Origin of the sequence: Brevibacillus sp. NPDC058079 (assembly GCF_042885155.1) — a bacterium.
GTDB lineage: Bacteria > Bacillota > Bacilli > Brevibacillales > Brevibacillaceae > Brevibacillus.
On sequence record NZ_JBHVSO010000009.1, the window covers coordinates 58,820 to 76,620 of the forward strand.

Here is a 17,801-nt window from a genome sequence, read left to right on the forward strand (position 1 = left end):
AATCATGATTAATCGGGAGGAAACAACAGAAACCTTCATCAAGGACGTCACCTGCCAGCATCAAGGGAGCGAATACGTGCTCAATTGGCATTGGGCGCAGGATATTCCGTGCGTGTACGTGCACAAGTCGCAGTTTGGTGCCCCTTTTGACATAAGCGAGCTGGATGATCGTCAGTTCAAGCTGTATACCCGAGAAGAATACAAAGTCCACAAAGGGCTGCGGGAAAAAACAGATGGCATCGGCCGGTACACATACCGCATCTTTCCTTGCCGATTGGAAAATGGCAAGCCGATTCTGCTCATGCCAGACGGGGATGCCCATGTGATCCACGTCAGCACAGGAAAGGCCAAAATCTACTACTCGTTCAAACGGGGCGGAAGCTGGTTTAGCAAGCATCAATCGTTGCAGATTCGCATTTTTTCAGAGATTCCGATCGCGCGGGACGTACTCTGCTACGTCAAAAAAGAAGGCTCTTCTCCCGCCCACAAGGATGATGGTACCCGATACAATTTCATTCGTGATCTCGAGCCCGGTGTCAATCTGATGCCGGAGATTGAGGTCAGGAAAAAAGACGTCGTCCGCCTGTTTTTTACGGATGGGAAAAAATACGGAGAAATGTACGAACTGATTCCTGAATAGGAGGGGATGCGCCATGCTGTCGTTTTTGAAAAACATGTTTGAAAAGAAGCCGCAGGTCAAGGAACGGCTTCCTTTTTACGATATTGTCTGCCCGTACTGCTTCGCCAAATACGGACCGGACCAAGTTGTCTTCCGTGCCACACATCATCGTCAGGACGACGAAGACTACGCGTTGCAGGAGGATGAGAATCTCAATGCGTATCGGGATAAATTCGGACTGGATGCCATCGACGAGTTGGAAGCGGTGATCGATCCGGAATCCATCCCGTCGGAAAACCATTTGTACGTTGATAACGTCCTGGCGGGTGTGACCGATCGGTATGGCATGGTTTCCAAGCGCAGATTATGCCCGAAATGCCACAACGAGCTTCCGATTACGGCGGGCAAAGCGCCGAGCAACATTATTTCGATTGTTGGGGCGTCCCAAGTAGGGAAGTCCGTTTACATGACCTCATTGATTCATACCTTGCAGAACACGACTGCGAATCACTTCGATGCAGCGTGTATGCCGCTCAATGCGCAGATTAGCCGCAAGTTCCGGGAGAACTATGAGGCACCCTTGTTTGAACGCGGACAGCTGCTTGATTCCACGCAAAAAGAAAAACGTCAGGAGCCGTTCATCTTCCAGTTCATTTTCAAGGATAGCGACAAGGCTCCGTTGATCCTGGTGTTTTTTGACGTAGCAGGCGAGGGAATGGTCGACCGCGAGTATTTGGAGCTGTATGCGGCGCATGTGAAAAACTCGTCTGGCATCTTGTTCCTGGTCGATCCGCTGCAAATCAAGACGATTCGCGATCGGGTCATGCTGCAGGCAGGAGATGAGCCAGGGGAATTCACAGCAAGGTACGACGAGCCGCGTGAGGTCGTCATTACGTTGTTCGAGAACTTCATCGGCTATCAGGAGCAGAGCAAGACACATATCCCGACTGCTGTCGTGCTGACGAAGAGCGACATGCTGCATCTGATCAAGGAAGACGACGGCGAATACATCAAGTCGAACAGCAACGTTTTCCGCAATTTCGTCCATGAACAATATTTGAACACAACTGAATTTGAGAACATCGATGGGGAAATCCGCCGATTCATCGAAAAGGTGGATAGACCGTTTAAAGACGCGTTAGATGTTTACTTTACGAATACGGCCTATTTCGCTGTATCTGCGCTGGGGAGCAATCCCGTCAATCAAAGGGTGAGTGGTGTCGTGACGCCGATTCGCGTCGATGAACCGTTTATTTGGTTGATGCACCAGCTTGATTACATCGAGGGGAGGGAGCGGTAGTGAGCAACCGTCAGCCCATTTTGCAGCAGTACTACACCCGCGGGCGACAAGGGGTTTTCCGTTCGAACGAAGGATACGATACTGTCGCCAAAACGCCAGGGCTGGATAACCAATTCATCAAGAAGGCGCTCCATCCGTTTTGCGTGTACGACGCGCCGCGACAGCTTCAAGAGCGGGCGGAAAGTAATCTGGCGCTCTTTCCGGAGGCGCTCGTCAGCTTCCAGGCCGAATCAGGAGAGATGGTTCTCGGCAGAAGTGTATTTGTCGGAGCGGACTTTACCGGGCAGCGCAATACGTTTTTCAGCCACAACTATGTCATTCCGGTAGAGCGTCGAGATGAATTTATCAAGAATCCGGGCAAGATCTTCGGAGTTCGTACTTTTGCAGATCGCCACGACGATGCAGCGGGCAAGGAGCTTCCTACCGTCGATGACATCCCTTCAGAAAAGGGCTTGTCGCAAGACCGAAAACAGCTGCTTGGTCAATTGGGCGTCGATGAGCGTTTATTCAAACAGCTTCTCTTTGCGGTGATGTCCTCACTCGCAGCGAAAAAGAAGGTGTTCATTAGCCTGGATGTGGATATTAGTGTCTCATCCAAGAGTGCTGCTCAATTGTTGGAGATTTTGTACAGTTGTCTGCCTTATGAAATGCGCAGACATTTTGGTTTTCTCACTTTGAGCAACGAGCCGCAGAGCAAGAAGCATATCCACGTCACGTTCGTGGAAAAAGGGAGCATACGCCCAGGCGGGGGGCATAGCGACAAAGACTTTTTGTTCGACTTCTCCCTTGGTCGCGTTCAGAACGTCGATTTACAGGATGGAGGACACGAATACCTCGACTTTGCCTGGGACTATGTGAATGAGCCACGCATTCTGGATGCGTTCCACGAATTTTGTGAGGAAGTGCTGGCTGGAGCAGACCATGCACTGGCCTTGAACCTTCGCACGTACTATGAGCTGTGCGCCCTGTATTTGATTGAAAAGGGACGAACGTCCGTGTATGAGAGCAAGCGGGCGGGCGTTTGGCAGGCGTTGAACAGCTATTTGGGGCATAGCAGCTTGACCCGCAAGAAACGGCTGATCGAGCTTCAGGAAATGCTGATGCGGATCGAGGTAGAGGCGCTTTCGTCCAAACAGCTGCCTGACGGCGAGACGATCAAGCAAATGATTGAATCCTACCGTGTCACCAGGCAGGAACGCCTGCAAATGGATTTGATCCGCTTCTTGATGGACGTGTTGATGAAGGCCAAGACCTCGAGACAGAGCAGCTACGTGGCAGATGTGTACAAGCATTTGTCCAGCAATCGGGAGCTGTTTGGCTTCATGATGCGGACGATTTTCGGCTATCCACAGTTGGTGAAGCCGCTCTTTGAGGATTATATGACCGAGCGGGTAGCTGCCGTGACCAGTTTGGACCAGATGCTAAAGGAAATCCGGTTTTGGACGGAAACAGAACCGCAAGCCATGCGCAATGCTGTTTTTGTTGCTACCACGACGGAAAAAGTATTGCGTCTATTTGCGCGTGAACGTCAAAAGCTCACTGCCGCCATTACCATCCATCAGTTCTTTGAAAGCATTGATGGGGCACGCAGCTATGCCGATGAGCTGTTGGATGAGTTGGATAAGTCCTTGATGAAGCTCGTCGCGCTAGACACGCTATCCAAGGATGATTTCCAAGTTCTCATCGCCCTTTTGGAGGAGAAGCCACAGAGCTTTTTCGGAACGCTGGATATGGAGAGTCGCCACAAGCAAGAAATGCTCATCAATCTGGCGAAGCTGCATGAAGAGAGAGGCACGCCACACCCGGCAGAGTTTTTCCGAAAATGGGATCGGGAAGCGATTTCCGTGCAGCAAAGAATGATCCAGAATATGCTGAGTAAACCGCTCCATGCTGACGAGTTCCCGCAGGTGCCGCTGGTCTTTTACCGAGAAGATCATTTTGGTCAGGAAGGCTTCCAGTTTGCAGAATTGCTGGAGTATGTTCAGCAAAATGGTGGGGAAGCCGTTACACTGTCCTTTATCCAATGGACGATGAGTCAGCGGATGTTTTTCGAAGGGAAGTATTTGCTGCCTGCATACAGACAAGCATTGAAGGCCTTTTTCCTTGAGGAGAAAGGCAAGAGATTACGGGATAAAGAATGGCGAAAACGGTGGTATGCGATCCGAAATGCTGATTTCCGCAAGCTTTTGGACGAGGTACGTAGCGAAACAGCCAATCCGCTCGTGAAGCTGTTTCGGCACAAAGCTACGGTGATATCCAGCGCAGTTGTCTTGCTAGGCGCCGGAGCGTGGGGAGGCTATATGGTTTGGGGAGGTACGAGTACGCACGTACAGCCACCTGAAACACAGCCTGAACCGATCCGCCCACCAGCTGTGTTCGTACCGGTTTATCGGTTGATGGTGGACGAGCCTGACATCCAACCTGTCCGTGGCGTTCTTGGGGAGCGAAGCCAAGATGCATCAACGAGTGGGCAGCCTGTTCAGACAACCACACCTTAAGGTAATAAAACGCCAACGCGGTCTGCTCTGGTAGGAGCGACCGCGTATTTCGAGGGTCTTTGTTGTACAAGAAGATGTCTCGAAAATATATTGACAAATATTTTTATTTGTGGTATAATAAAATATTTTTCTGTTGAAATAACTCCTCGCTCCGTGATAAAAAGTAGTTGTGCGATGAAATGGTGTGAGGAGGAATAGGGTATGAAAGCTAACACAGGTGTGAAAATGATTCCGTTACAAGGAGAGGCATTTGGCAAGCCGATGGTGATCAATCCCACCTTGCTTTGGGATCATGACCGAGCGGTATTAGTAGATACAGGAATGCCTGGTTCATGGGAGACCATTCGTCAGGAGATGAGCCGTGCTGGCATACCACCTGAGCGTTTACAGGCTATCATTTTGACACATCAGGACCTTGATCATATCGGCAGTCTTCCAGAAATCGTTCGTGAGCTTGGCGGACAGGTTGAAATATACGCGCATGAGCTAGATCAGCCGTATATTGAAGGCACACGCCCGCTCCTCAAAGCAAACCCCAAAAGCATGGCCCCTTTACTTGCGATGTTGCCTGAAAAGGAACGCGAGCACTTGAAATGGCTTTGCGAAAATCCACCAAAGGCAATGGTGCACAAGACACTGGCAGACACAGAGATTCTGCCGTATTGTGGGGGAATTCGCATCATTCATACTCCCGGACATACGCCGGGGCATATCAGCCTTTATGTACAAGATAGCAAGACCTTGATAGCAGGCGATGCTATGGTGTACATGAACGAAGCACTTCAAGGGCCGATTCCGCAAAACACTCTCGATATGGAAATAGCAGTAAACTCATTAAAAAAATTCGAGAACTTGGAAATTACTAGTATCATTTGTTATCATGGAGGCATGTGCCAAAACAACGTGCAAGAGCAGCTTCACGCTCTGATACGGTGAAGTAGTTACACAAGCTACACGATAAAACAATGAATCCAGGTTGGAATATGTGGATATAAGAAGCGTGGAGGACACCAAGCTGGAGTAATCCTTATGGTGTCTTTCCCATTTTATCCTTGCAACGTCTTTTGGGCTGTTTGCTCGATTTCGGAATGGGAGATTGGTGCAGTTGGAGTGGATTTGTAGTATTTTTCCAACGATTTATCTGAGCCTGTCCAACGAGCGAGTGCAGCGAACACAGCGAACATGCCTTTTTGTAGAAAGCGCGGAATGATTGGGAGGTAAAACTGCCCCATCTGAAAGATCGTTCCCAAGAGGAGAATATTTTTCGGGATATTTTGCTTGATAATCGGCAAATAAAAGCTGCGCCCGTCTGTATCGAGTCCGTATCCACAGCGGACAAACGCTTCAAAAGTACCTGCCGGACGGATTTCGACATCGAAGCTGACGAATTCGCTAGAGGGGTTGTGGAACCCATGAACCTTGTCTGTCGGAATGGTTAGCTTCTCTCCCGGCTTCAGGATTACTTTTTTTCCATCAATGGTTACCTCTAAATTTCCAATTACACCTTCAAAGGTTTCGACAAGTTTTGTATGATAGTGTAGAAAAATCCCGTTATCCGGTGGAAGATCGGTACGGAATAACAAATATTCGCCATTCGTTTCTTCCGTTGTTTTCAGAAAGGTAACCACTTCATTATTGTGCGGGTTACTTACACTGCGACTTAGATTTGACAAAACTAGACCTCCTTGAAAAATAGTAAAAAGAGATTATTTTAAGACAGAATATAGATTAAATATAGATTATTTGTTCTGGGGCAACAATTAAAAAGATAGGATGTTCTACCTAAAGATGGAGTGGATAGTATGAGCGGCATGATCGTGGTTCCAGGGTATCGGGTGGCAGAGTTTCTTTCCACTCATTCAAAATTGGGAATTTATCGGGGTTACAGAAATAACGACAATCTCCCTGTCTTATTCAAAGTACCGATGGAAGGACCTTCCCATAAGGAATCTCTGTGGAAACTGAAGCATGAATATCGCATTCTTCAATCATTGGAATCCCATGCAGTGGAAACGATCATCGAACTCGTTAATCACAACCGTGAGACGGTAATGGTTACGGAAGATTTCGGGGGAGTGCCGCTCTCCTTGCTTATGAAAATGAAAGGACTGTCACTGAAGGAGATGCTCTTCATTGCGGTCCGCATGGCTTCCTGCTTGAAGGAAATCCATCAGCACGGAATCATTCATAAGGATGTAAATCCCGATCATATCCTGGTTCATCCTGAAACCTATGAAGTAAAGCTTGTTAGCTTTGGATTGGCGACGAAATGCCACCAAGAATACCAAGGTGTGATGAATCCAAAAGAATGGAAGGGGAATCTTCGCTACGTCTCGCCGGAGCAGACGGGGAGAATGAATCGTACTGTCGATTACCGCTCCGATATTTATTCTTTTGGTGTCACGCTCTACGAGTTACTGACTGGAAAGCTGCCCTTTTTAACTTCGGACATGCTTGAACTCATACATGCTCATATGGCGAGAAAGCCGCTCGCTCCCTCCAGTGTAAAACCATCCGTTCCAGAGATTCTATCGGACATTGTGATGAAGTGTCTGTCGAAAAATACAGAGGATCGCTACTTTAGCATGTCTGGCTTGCTGGCAGACCTGCAGCGCTGCTACAACCAGCTTGAACAAAACGGTTTGATTACGCCTTTTCCGCTTGCTTTAGAAGACCGTGCTGATCACTTGCGGATTCCAGAGAGGCTGTATGGACGTGAGCAAGAAATCCAGATGCTCATCGATGCATTTGAGCAAGTCACGAACGGCGCTACGAGGATGGTTCTCCTCAGTGGCTCTGCAGGCGTGGGTAAATCTGCTCTCGTGCTGGAAGCGCAAAAAGCGTTTTTGAGAGGCCGGGGACGTTTTGTTTCAGGAAAGTTCGACCAATATAATCAGGCCGTTCCGTATTCGGCCATCATTCAAATCTTTCAGGATTTGATCAAACAGCTCTTGGCAGGCCACGAACGCGAGCTGCTCGCTTGGCGAGAGATGATACTCGACGCCGTGCAAGGACTTGGTCAAGTGATTGTGGATGTCATTCCACAGCTTGAGGCAGTGATCGGCACTCAGCCTGCCGTACCTGAGCTGCCTGCGGCAGAAGCAAAAAATCGCTTTCAATGGGTGATGCAACGCTTTATTCGGATTTGGGCGCGACCAGACCATCCACTCGTCTTGTTCCTGGATGATTTGCAGTGGGCGGATTCTTCTTCGCTTTTCTTGATTCGAGAGTTGGTTGCGGATATGCAGATCAGTCATTTTCTGTTGATTTGCTCTTATCGTGAGCATGATGGCAGTACGATGAATCCGTTGATTGCCCTTTTGACAGAGACAGGCATCAAGAGCCGTATCTTGCGCCAATTCACGTTATTGCCGCTTCGAGAACCCGAATTCAATGCGATGCTAGCGGATGCGTTGCATAGTGATCCGGATATGACGAAGCCGCTGGTTACGATTATCATGCAGAAAACAGCTGGGAATCCGTTTTATGTAAGAGAATTCATTAAAACGCTGTATGATCGGAACTTGCTGTGGTATGTGAGAGAAGAACGGAACTGGCAATGGGATTTGGCCGAAATCGAAAAGCTGGGTACTACGGAAAATGTAGCCGATTTTCTCGTAGAAAAAATGAGAAGATTGCCTGATTCCACTCAGCAGCAGCTCGGTTATGCTGCTTGTCTGGGTAACTCGTTTTTGCTTCATTTGATAGCCAAGTCACGAAATCAAACGGAGTCAGAAGCCATCCAGCATATACAGCCTGCGATTGAGGAAGGTCTCATCTATCCGATTGAAGGAGCGGAATATCTGACTTACGCTGCGCTCGTGGAAGAAGAAGTGGCGTCTCAGATGAAGATTCGCTTCCGCTTTGTGCATGATCGCATTCAACAGGCCGCCTATTCGTTGTTAGCAGAGGCAGAGCGCGGACAGATTCACGTCAAGCTGGGCAGAATGATGTGGGAAATGTCCCAAGGAAGCGAATCTGGCTTCCTGTTCGAGATTTGCGATCATATGTATCGGGGCAAAGAGATACTGGAGGATCAGGCGGAGCGCATGCATGTAGCGCACTGTCATTTGCTCGCTGGACAAAAAGCGAAATTCTCTGCGGCATTTGAGTCGGCCTTGCAGTATTTCCAACGCGGTCTCGAGCTGGTGGGGGAAGAGGGTTGGCAGCACAATCATGATCTAACCATGGAGCTGTGTGCGTTGTCTGCGGAGACGACGTACCTCTGTAACCAATTGAATGAGGCAAAACAATTGTTTGAACGCGGGATGAAGCATGCCAAAACAGACAGAGAACGCGTTCGCATTTTGGAAATGGAAATTCGCATGTATACGCGACTGGCTGAATTTCCGCGTGTCATGGAGATCGCAAGCGAAGCCTTAGGGTTATTGGGCGTACCGATTCCGAAAAAGCCTGGCAAGCTCGATATCATTAAGGAAATGTTTCACATCAAACGCCGCCTCAAAGGCAGAAAAATAGATGAGCTGCTGTATTTGCCGGATGTTCCCGATGAAAATTATCAAATGGCGATGAGTATCATCAGCTACGCAGGCCCATCTGCTTACTATGTCAATCTCAATTGGTTTGCTTTAACGATTTTGCGTGCCCTTCATCTGTCGCTCGTGCACGGAAACACGGTCGCCTCGGCGAACGGCTATACCGGTTACGGGATCGTACAAGCTGCTCAATTCGGAAATTATCGAGAGGCTTACGAATTTGGGCAATTGGCTTGCCGGGTAGCAGACAGCTTCGCCGATCCGATCGCCATGACGAAGGCGTATGGCGCGTTTGCCCTACTGATCAATCACTGGTGCGAGCATGCGCGGACAAATATCCCTCTCCTGAAAAAAGCGATTCAGCTCGGCTTGGACGGTGGCGGCAACATTTATGCTGCCTACAATGCCCATGGGCTTGTGGAGGCCATGCTCTATTGCGGTGTGCCAGTGGAAGAATTGGAGCAGCAAATCGAGGAATACAGCGATATGATTCAACAAATCAAGGTCGTTGATCACGATGATCGGCTCCTGTTATTGCGCCAGGCGCTGCATACTTTTACACGGTGGTCCGACGATGAACGAACGGCGTTTTGCCATGATGGATTTGACGAAGTGGCATATGTAAGCAACCTGCAAAAAGAAGGAAACAGCTATAAGCGGTACATGTACTACTACTATAAATCGATGGTTCATCTCATGTACGGGAACCACCTGGAAGCTGCCGAGCTACTGGCTGAAGCGGAGCAATGGATGGATTCAGTCAGCGGACAAGTTCTTGTAAGCCAGCAAGTTTTTATGCAAACACTGGCATTAACAGGGCTCTATGAGAACGCCAACCGACAGGAAAAATCGAAGTATGGGAAAAAAATCAAAGCAAATATCAAAAAGATGAAGACGTGGGCAAAGGAATGCCCGGAAAATTTTCAGCACAAGTGGTTGTTGATGCATGCTGAGTGGCTGCGTGTCACTGAGCAAAAACAAGAAGCAGGTCCTTTTTACGAACAGGCGGTTCAACTCGCCAAAAAGGATGTTTTCTTGCAAAACGAGGCGCTAGCAAATGAATTGGCAGCTCAGCATTACTTGGCACTCGGACTCGAAACGATTGCGAAGGTATACATGACTGAGGCGCACGAGGTTTACATGCTTTGGGGAGCGGTTGCCAAGGCACGAGAGATTGGGGAACGGTACCCTTATCTTTTGCAACGGGCAAGAAGCTTGGGAGCTTCCGCCGAGATTGCCACGACTGACCAGACAGCAGACCTCGTCGATTTAATGAGTGTCATCAAGGCATCGCAAACGATTGCCAGCGAGCTCCGCCTGGAAATGCTGTTGGCGACAATGCTGCGCACGGTGATGAGCAATGCAGGTGCGGAGAAAGGAATCCTCCTGCTGAAAAAAGATGGTGACTGGCTCATCGAAGCGGCAGGCTCTGTCGATTTGGACGTGGAGATCATGCAGTCTGTCCCATATGAGCATAGCGGGATGCTCTCTGTCGCTGTCGTGAATTACACCATTCGTACAGAAGAGATGCTGGTGCTCCACAACGCTTCGGTTGAAGGTGTCTTTTTCCGCGATACGTACATTGCGAAGCACACGCCGAAATCGATTCTATGCTCTCCGCTATGGCAGCAAGGCAAAATGATCGGTGTCATTTATTTGGAGAACAACGAGACGACACATGTGTTCAACGAAAAACGCTCAGAGCCGCTCAGACTGATCTTCTCGCAAATTGCGATTTTTATTGAAAATGCGAGATTGTATCATCAATTGGAGCAATGGAATCAATCCTTGGAAAAGATTGTGACAGAGCGTACCAATGAGATTCAGGCACTTTTACAGGCGAATAAAAATCTGTTAAACAATGCGGGACAAGGCTTCCTTTCCTTTTCCAAAAACCTACTGGTCCATTCCGAATACAGTCGGGAATGTCTACGGATTTTTGGCCGAGAACTGGCTGGAGTATCGGTCGCCGAGCTACTTTACCCAGATCGTCCAGAGGATAGCATGTTTATTGAATCCCTTTTGGAAAAGTACTTTGAAGCAAAAGACCAAGGGCAAAAAGAGCTGTATCTCAGCCTATTTCCTACAGAAATCCAGATCAATCAAACGCCGTTGAAGCTGGCATGTAAGCCGATTTATGAAGATCGGCGAGATTCGCCAGAGGGCTTGATGCTGATCCTGACTGATATGAGTGAGCAGCGGGCGCTCAAATCCAAGATGGAGCGAGAATGGCAAAGGTTGAATATGGTCGTAACGGTAGCGATTAGTCTCCCGCTCTTCCAAAAGGTACTGCGAGCTTTTGACGCTTTCTTTGAGGAGGGGTGGAAGCGGGTCCTCAGAGAAGAGATGGTGGAATCCGAGAAACTATTCAAATTGGTCGCTCAGATTCATCAATTTAAAGGTGACTTCAGCCAATTACACTTGATTCATACACCGCAAAAGCTGCATGATTTGGAGTCGTGGTTGATTCAATGGGCAAAGTCCGAACAACGCCTGTCCGACGAGGATGTGCGCGCCCAGCAGTCATTCGCAGAGGTTCAAGCTGCGATGCAACAAGATTTGTCGATCATGCAGCACAAGCTCGGGGTCGGGTTCCTCGATCATAACGAGCATGTGTACTCGATTGCAAAAGAGCGATGGGAAAGCTTCGAGCATGAGATCACCAGTCTGGTACAGGGGGAAGCTCAGCAGGAGCTGCTCCACCGCGTTCGCAAGCTTCGCTATCGTCCGATGAAGGACATGTTGTCCCGGTATGAAGACTATGTAAGTGAGCTTGCCATCCGTCTGAATAAGACTATCGATCCGGTCGAATGGGATGCAGAAGAAGTACTGGTCGATCCGGAGCGATTCGTGAATTTTGCGAGGAGCCTGGTTCACGTATTCAACAATGCGATCGATCATGGGATGGAAGAAGAGCAAGAACGATTGGCATGCGGAAAAGAACGCAGCGGCAAGATTCAATGCCGCATTTGGCAAGAGGATACTTCCCTGTGCGTCATGATTCGTGATGATGGGCGGGGCGGAGATATGGAAAAGCTAAAGTTGGCATTGGCGGAGCATGTCACGGTACAAGAAAATGCGAGTCTCGTATCGGGCAGAGGAATTGGCCTGTCCATTGTTAAGCAAGAGGTTGAGCAGTTAGGCGGAACCCTTCAGGTTCATACCCAAAAAGGAGAAGGCACCCGCTTTACCTTCCGAATCCCGTTGGAAGACATTCGCTAGACCCATAGAAAAACTGAGGCGACAGTGCCTCAGTTTTTTTGTTTGATCGACTAAAGAGAATTCGTAATGGAAGCCAAAAGTCGTTCTTCATCGATCGGTTTAAGAATATAATGGCGCGCTCCAGCGTTGATTGCTTCAAAAACGAGCGGCTTTAATCCGTTGGTGCTGACCATAATGATGTTGGCGTCGGGGAAGGTGCCGATGATTTTTTTGACGGTATCTATGCCATTCATGCCTGGCATATTGATATCCATCGTCACCACGTCGGGGAGGTGGGCCGCATACTTTTGATAGGCGTCCAATCCATTCGTTGCTTCTGCAATGACTTGATGGCCCGCCCGTTCCAAAATGATTTTCATGTAATCTCGTACTACAAGGGAGTCGTCTGCTATCAGTATACGAGCCATAAAACCTCCTGTTTCGAAACGGTTCGTTATTCTTAGTAAGTAGTCTACTTTTACCATAACACTGATAGGAAAAATGTCGCAATAATTTGATCATAAAAAGTGTAGATGAACACGCGAAAAAACAAACGAATTCCAGCTCGTGATGAAACTGGATTCGTTTGTTTTATTTTCCAGATGAGTGATATATTTGGGTTAACAAAAGCAATCTGGCTTACCAGGAGCATCACGATAGGCGAGCAAGGCATTGACCCCATGACTTAAGATGGCACCGGACCGTGTCACTGCGGCAACGAGTAGAGCCTCCATAATTTCCTCCATCGTGCCGCCCAGTTCTTTATACTTTTTGACGTGAACATCGATGCAGTAGGGGCAGCCAGTCACGTGGGCGACCACAATGGCAATCAACTCTTTCGTTTTGACCGGGAGCTGGTGGGATTGCTGGTAGATTTGTCGCTCGAAAGAAAAATAAGAAGCGGCAGCCTCAGGGGCCAAATTCATCAATTCAGGGATATGCGACAAATTTGCTGATTCATAGTACGAACGTGCTTTTGACATGAAACATCCTCTCCATTTCATGGGTAGTCGCTACGACTTCATTGTAGAGAGAGAAGATATTTGCTTCTGTAACTTACTCACCAAACTCACCAATCACCAAGAAAAAGTCTTTCCTGGAGGGCGTAGCGGTGAATAGCAGCGATTCGGCCTCGTCCTAACTGAAGCCATCCGGCTTTCTCAAACTCCTTGAGTGACCGGCTGATTACTTCTCTGGCAGTCCCGAGTTCAATGGCAATCGCTTCATGGGTGATGGATAGGTGATTGCGAGAATCCGTGGTACGACGGAGCAATAATTCGGCGATGCGGGCGTTGATTGGTTTAAAGGCGATATCTTCGACGAGAGACGTGACGGAGACCATTCGGTTGATCATGTTCCGGTAAATAAACTGACGCAAGTCCTTATAGCGATCCATCCATTCTTTGAAGACATCTACAGGCAAAAGCAGCAACTCGGTTTCCTCTTCTAGCTGTGCGGACGCTTCATAGCCCGTCTCACCTAAAATACTTGCCATCATGAGGACGCAGACTCCCCCGCGTTGTACCCGATATAACGTAACCTCACGTCCTGACTCACTGATGATATAGATGCGTACCTTACCTGACAATACAAAAGCGGCGTGGGCAAACAGATGACCCTGCTGCATCGTAAGCTGGGGAGAAAAGCGTTCCACTGTTATGTCAGGATGGCGCCATGCGGCTTCCGAAACAAGGGAAAAGCACGGAAAAGCATCCGTAACAAGTTGGATTCGGTTCAAGTCCATTGTTTTACCCTCCGAGGCAATTCAATTGGGAAAATATTCTTACTTGTAGTGTAGGGAAAAGACGCGATCTCTACAATGGAATATCCGTCTACAGACTGACGAGGGAACAACGCTGTAGCCTGATTTCTCTTCTACGGTGTTTTGCTACGATGTTATAGAGCTTATCTTGAAAAAATAACCAGTATCGAGAGGAAACAACAGATGAAACAAATGAAAAAGTGGATAGGAGTAGGTCTAATCGTTGTGGGAATCGGTTTGGCCGGATGCACGATCACAAATAACGTGATCAATGTGGAAGAAGAAAAAAGACAGCTTGAATTGCCTGCGGAGTCCATCGAGGCGTTAAATATTGTGACCGATTCGGGCGATTTGGTCGTCAAAGGTGATGAAAAAGCAACCGTGATTCATGTAGAGGCTGAGATCAAATCGAAAAATGTCAAACCCGAAGACATCATCATTACACTCGAGAAGGATGGGAATAACGCAACACTACGATCCGAAGTGAAGACAGATATCGGTTTAAACTATGTGGATATGACGCTAACGGTAATCGTTCCTGCCCAGCTGCCGATAGCTCTTACCGATGGATCAGGAGATATTGACATGACGAACCTAACAGGAAAGCTCACGATTGAGGATGACTCTGGTGATATTCGATTAACGAATACGAACGGAGAGGTAGAGATTCGTGACCAGTCCGGTGACATCCTGATCAAGGACGCGTCCGCCCTCAAGCTGATCGAGGACGACTCGGGTGATATCTACATGGAAAATACGGGTGGAAATGTAGAGATTCACGATCAATCCGGCGATATGGTTATTCGGAATCATAAGGGTGACATGAAGATATCCGACGAAAGCGGCGACATGGTCATTGATACTGTCGAAGGAAATGTAATCATTGAGAATGACGGGAGCGGAGAGCGAACCGTTCAAAACATAAAAGGCTCGTACACATCTAAATAAATCAGAACCGTCAGGGTTTTTGCCTTGGCGGTTTTCTTGTTCTTGTCGGTATTTTGACAAGGTTGAGGGGAAAATTAGCCGACTAATGAAAAAAAGCTTTCCCTTCCAATAAAGAAGTGCTAATATAACAAAGGTGGTTCTAATTGAGAATGAATCTCTTTATTAATGATCATGAGAATTATTCTCTCTCGTAAATACTCGAGTCAATACGGAACATTACTCCAGGAAAAAGTAAGAAGAGTAGGGACGCGATGAAAAAGAGATATTTGGTTGTAGCACTTATTTTGCTATCGTTCGTTTCACTTTTTATTGGCGTAAAAGATATATCTCCGTGGGATCTGTTCAATCTCACAGATGACAAAGTGCAAGTGCTGTGGATTAGCAGGATTCCGCGTTTGATCAGCATTATCATCGCAGGGATTAGCATGAGTATCGCCGGATTGATCATGCAACAGCTGACCCGTAACAAGTTCGTTTCTCCAACGACAGCAGGGACAGAGGACTCCGTTCGATTCGGAATATTGGTTTCACTTTTGGTGTTCGCTGATGCGAGCTCTTGGGTGAGGCTGCTCGTTGCTTTTGCATTTGCTCTCTTTGGAACCTTTGTCTTTATGAAGATTCTTGAAAGAATCAAATTCAAAGACTCCATTTTCATCCCGTTAGTGGGACTGATGTTTGGAAACATCGTCGGATCCATCACGACGTTTTTCGCTTATAAGCATGACCTGATGCAAAACATGTCTGCTTGGTTGCATGGAGATTTCTCCACCATTATGAAAGGCAGCTACGAGCTTTTGTACATAAGCATTCCGCTGGTGATTATCGCTTACTTGTATGCGAACAAGTTCACCATTGCGGGAATGGGTGAAGAGTTCGCCATCAACCTCGGGTTGAACTACAAGCATGTCGTCAACATTGGATTGGTCATCGTCGCTTGTGTAACTTCGGTAGTCATTCTCACGGTAGGGACAATCCCGTTTTTGGGGCTGATCATTCCCAACCTGGTTACGATCTACCTGGGAGATAACCTGAAAAAAAGCTTATCTCATACCGCTTTGCTTGGCGCGGTGTTTGTACTTGCTTGTGATATCCTGGGACGCCTCATCATTTTCCCATACGAGATTTCCATCGGCTTGATGGTTGGGGTCATAGGCAGCGGGATATTCGTGTACTTACTCATGAGAAGAAAGGCATATGAACAATGAAAGCGAAGATAGGTGCCCTGTCGATTGTGGCCATTGCTTTGATAGCCATTTTTATGATGATTGACGCCGGTGGCAACTGGGATTACGTCCTTCCTCGGCGGGCTAAGAAAATTCTTGCCATCATTTTAACCGGTTGCATCATCGCCTTCTCTACGATGATCTTCCAGACAATCACGAACAACCGAATCTTGACGCCTAGCATCATCGGCCTCGATTCGCTCTATATGTTCATCCAAACATTTGTGATCTTTGTGTTTGGCTCCACCCATTTCACCTTGATGAACAACAACGTGAACTTTCTGATCTCGACAGGTGGGATGGTGCTTTTCGCAGGCTTGCTCTACAAATTCCTGTTTAAGAGGGAAGGGCAAAACATTTACTTCCTGCTCCTCGTCGGATTGATCTTGGGCACATTGTTCAGCAGTTTGTCCACGTTCATGCAAGTGTTGATTGATCCGAATGAGTTTCTGGTTGTGCAAGACCGAATGTTCGCCAGCTTCAACAATGTAAAAACAGACCTGTTGATCACGAGCTTTGTTCTGGTCATCGCAATCATGATTTACTTCTGGCGATACATCAAGTACTTGGATGTGTTATCACTCGGTCGGGACCAGGCGATCAATTTGGGGATTCCGTACGATTTTGTCATCAAGCGGTTCCTCGTTGTTATTGCCATTCTCGTATCGATCGCGACAGCGCTCGTTGGACCGATTACCTTCCTTGGACTGCTGGTAGCGAATCTCGCCCATCAGTTTATGAAAACCTATCAGCATAAATACTTGCTGGTGGGCTCGTCTTTAATCAGTGTGATTGCACTGGTTGGCGGTTTGTTGATTGTGGAGCGTGTACTTGCGTTCTCCACGACGCTCAGTGTCATCGTCAACTTTATTGGTGGGGTTTACTTCATCTATCTTCTGTTAAAGGAGAATAAAGCGTGATAGAAGTCCGGAATGTCACAAAACAGTATGGTAGCAAAAATGTCGTGGAAAATGTCTCTGTGAAGATTGCCAAGGGGAAAATCACGTCTTTTATCGGACCCAATGGGGCCGGAAAGAGTACGCTGCTGTCGATGATTAGTCGCCTATTGACCAAGGATCAAGGCGAGGTTTTCATTGAGGGTCAGGAGATTGGGCAGACAAAGAGCAGTGAGCTGGCAAAGAAAATCTCGATTCTCAAGCAATCGAACCACATTACGGTGCGGTTGACGATTCGTGAGCTGGTCAGCTTTGGTCGCTTCCCGTATTCACAAGGCAATTTGTCAAAAGAGGATTGGAAGTATGTAGACGAAGCGATCCAATATTTGGAGCTCACGGACATTCAACACAAGTACCTCGACCAGTTGAGTGGCGGTCAGCGTCAACGCGCTTATATCGCGATGGTTGTCGCTCAAAATACGGAATACGTCCTCTTGGATGAGCCGCTCAACAATTTGGATATGAAGCATTCCGTCCAGATCATGAAAGTGCTGCGACGTCTGGTAGACGAAAGGGGCAAAACGGTTGTCATTGTCATTCACGATATCAACTTCGCTTCCGTCTATTCGGATTATATCGTCGCTCTCAAGGATGGAAAGGTCGTGAAGGAAGGCACTACAGATGAGATCATAACACGACCGATCTTGAAAGATGTCTATGACATGGATATCCATATCGAAGACATTGAAGAAAATAAAATCTGTGTCTATTTCGCATAAGCTCCATCTTCCTATCGTTAAAATTTTGATGGCCTGCCGGGGGTTTCATCAGCAAGCTATCAATAATTTTATATACTTT

General features: G+C 47.7%; 13 protein-coding genes. 9 read left to right on the forward strand and 4 right to left on the reverse strand.

Annotated features, from left to right (window positions below; genetic code table 11):
• Positions 1–4: 4 nt before the first annotated feature.
• From ACFVS2_RS24115 to ACFVS2_RS24130, 4 genes are all read left to right on the forward strand, one after another.
• The gene (locus ACFVS2_RS24115) at positions 5–640 is read left to right on the forward strand and encodes a beta-mannanase (protein WP_390238419.1); all 636 of its coding nucleotides are present in this window, start codon (positions 5–7) and stop codon (positions 638–640) included.
• A gap of 13 nt (positions 641–653) precedes the next feature.
• Positions 654–1,919, forward strand: a complete 1,266-nt coding sequence (locus ACFVS2_RS24120; protein ID WP_390238420.1) for a TRAFAC clade GTPase domain-containing protein — start codon at positions 654–656, stop codon at positions 1,917–1,919.
• Positions 1,919–4,417, forward strand: coding sequence for a GAP1-N2 domain-containing protein (locus ACFVS2_RS24125; protein ID WP_390238422.1), 2,499 nt, complete (start codon positions 1,919–1,921; stop codon positions 4,415–4,417). Before ACFVS2_RS24120 ends, ACFVS2_RS24125 begins: the two co-directional genes overlap by 1 nt.
• A gap of 201 nt (positions 4,418–4,618) precedes the next feature.
• Positions 4,619–5,353, forward strand: a complete 735-nt coding sequence (locus ACFVS2_RS24130) for an MBL fold metallo-hydrolase (RefSeq protein ID WP_390238424.1) — start codon at positions 4,619–4,621, stop codon at positions 5,351–5,353.
• A 110-nt stretch (positions 5,354–5,463) separates the two neighbouring features.
• Here ACFVS2_RS24130 and ACFVS2_RS24135 read toward each other — a convergent pair whose 3' ends face one another.
• A complete protein-coding gene (locus tag ACFVS2_RS24135; protein ID WP_173619905.1) occupies positions 5,464–6,090 on the reverse strand; it encodes a cupin domain-containing protein in 627 nt (208 codons plus the stop codon).
• Between the two features lie 129 nt (positions 6,091–6,219).
• Here ACFVS2_RS24135 and ACFVS2_RS24140 point away from each other — a divergent pair, with 129 nt between their 5' ends.
• A complete protein-coding gene (locus tag ACFVS2_RS24140) occupies positions 6,220–12,135 on the forward strand; it encodes an AAA family ATPase (RefSeq protein WP_390238425.1) in 5,916 nt (1,971 codons plus the stop codon).
• A gap of 50 nt (positions 12,136–12,185) precedes the next feature.
• On the opposite strand, the gene ACFVS2_RS24145 is transcribed toward ACFVS2_RS24140, so the two are convergent.
• From ACFVS2_RS24145 to ACFVS2_RS24155, 3 genes are all read right to left on the reverse strand, one after another.
• Positions 12,186–12,542, reverse strand: a complete 357-nt coding sequence (locus ACFVS2_RS24145; RefSeq protein ID WP_007724662.1) for a response regulator — start codon at positions 12,540–12,542, stop codon at positions 12,186–12,188.
• 192 nt (positions 12,543–12,734) lie between these two features.
• Positions 12,735–13,097, reverse strand: a complete 363-nt coding sequence (locus tag ACFVS2_RS24150; RefSeq protein WP_390238428.1) for a carboxymuconolactone decarboxylase family protein — start codon at positions 13,095–13,097, stop codon at positions 12,735–12,737.
• A gap of 86 nt (positions 13,098–13,183) precedes the next feature.
• On the reverse strand, positions 13,184–13,858 hold the full coding sequence (locus tag ACFVS2_RS24155) for a Crp/Fnr family transcriptional regulator (RefSeq protein ID WP_390238430.1): 675 nt from the start codon (positions 13,856–13,858) through the stop codon (positions 13,184–13,186).
• 201 nt (positions 13,859–14,059) lie between these two features.
• Here ACFVS2_RS24155 and ACFVS2_RS24160 point away from each other — a divergent pair, with 201 nt between their 5' ends.
• The 4 genes from ACFVS2_RS24160 to ACFVS2_RS24175 all read left to right on the forward strand — a co-directional run bounded on the left by ACFVS2_RS24160 (position 14,060) and on the right by ACFVS2_RS24175 (position 17,722).
• Positions 14,060–14,824: a DUF4097 family beta strand repeat-containing protein gene (locus ACFVS2_RS24160; protein ID WP_390238431.1), complete on the forward strand. Its 765-nt coding sequence runs from the start codon at positions 14,060–14,062 to the stop codon at positions 14,822–14,824.
• 251 nt (positions 14,825–15,075) lie between these two features.
• Positions 15,076–16,029, forward strand: coding sequence for an ABC transporter permease (locus ACFVS2_RS24165; protein ID WP_017246627.1), 954 nt, complete (start codon positions 15,076–15,078; stop codon positions 16,027–16,029).
• Entirely contained in the window at positions 16,026–16,967 is a 942-nt protein-coding gene (locus ACFVS2_RS24170) for an iron chelate uptake ABC transporter family permease subunit (RefSeq protein WP_173619901.1), read from the forward strand. Before ACFVS2_RS24165 ends, ACFVS2_RS24170 begins: the two co-directional genes overlap by 4 nt.
• Complete coding sequence (locus ACFVS2_RS24175) at positions 16,964–17,722, forward strand: iron ABC transporter ATP-binding protein (protein WP_390238434.1); 759 nt, start codon at positions 16,964–16,966, stop codon at positions 17,720–17,722. The genes ACFVS2_RS24170 and ACFVS2_RS24175 overlap by 4 nt, the downstream gene beginning before the upstream one ends.
• The last annotated feature ends 79 nt before the right edge of the window (positions 17,723–17,801 follow it).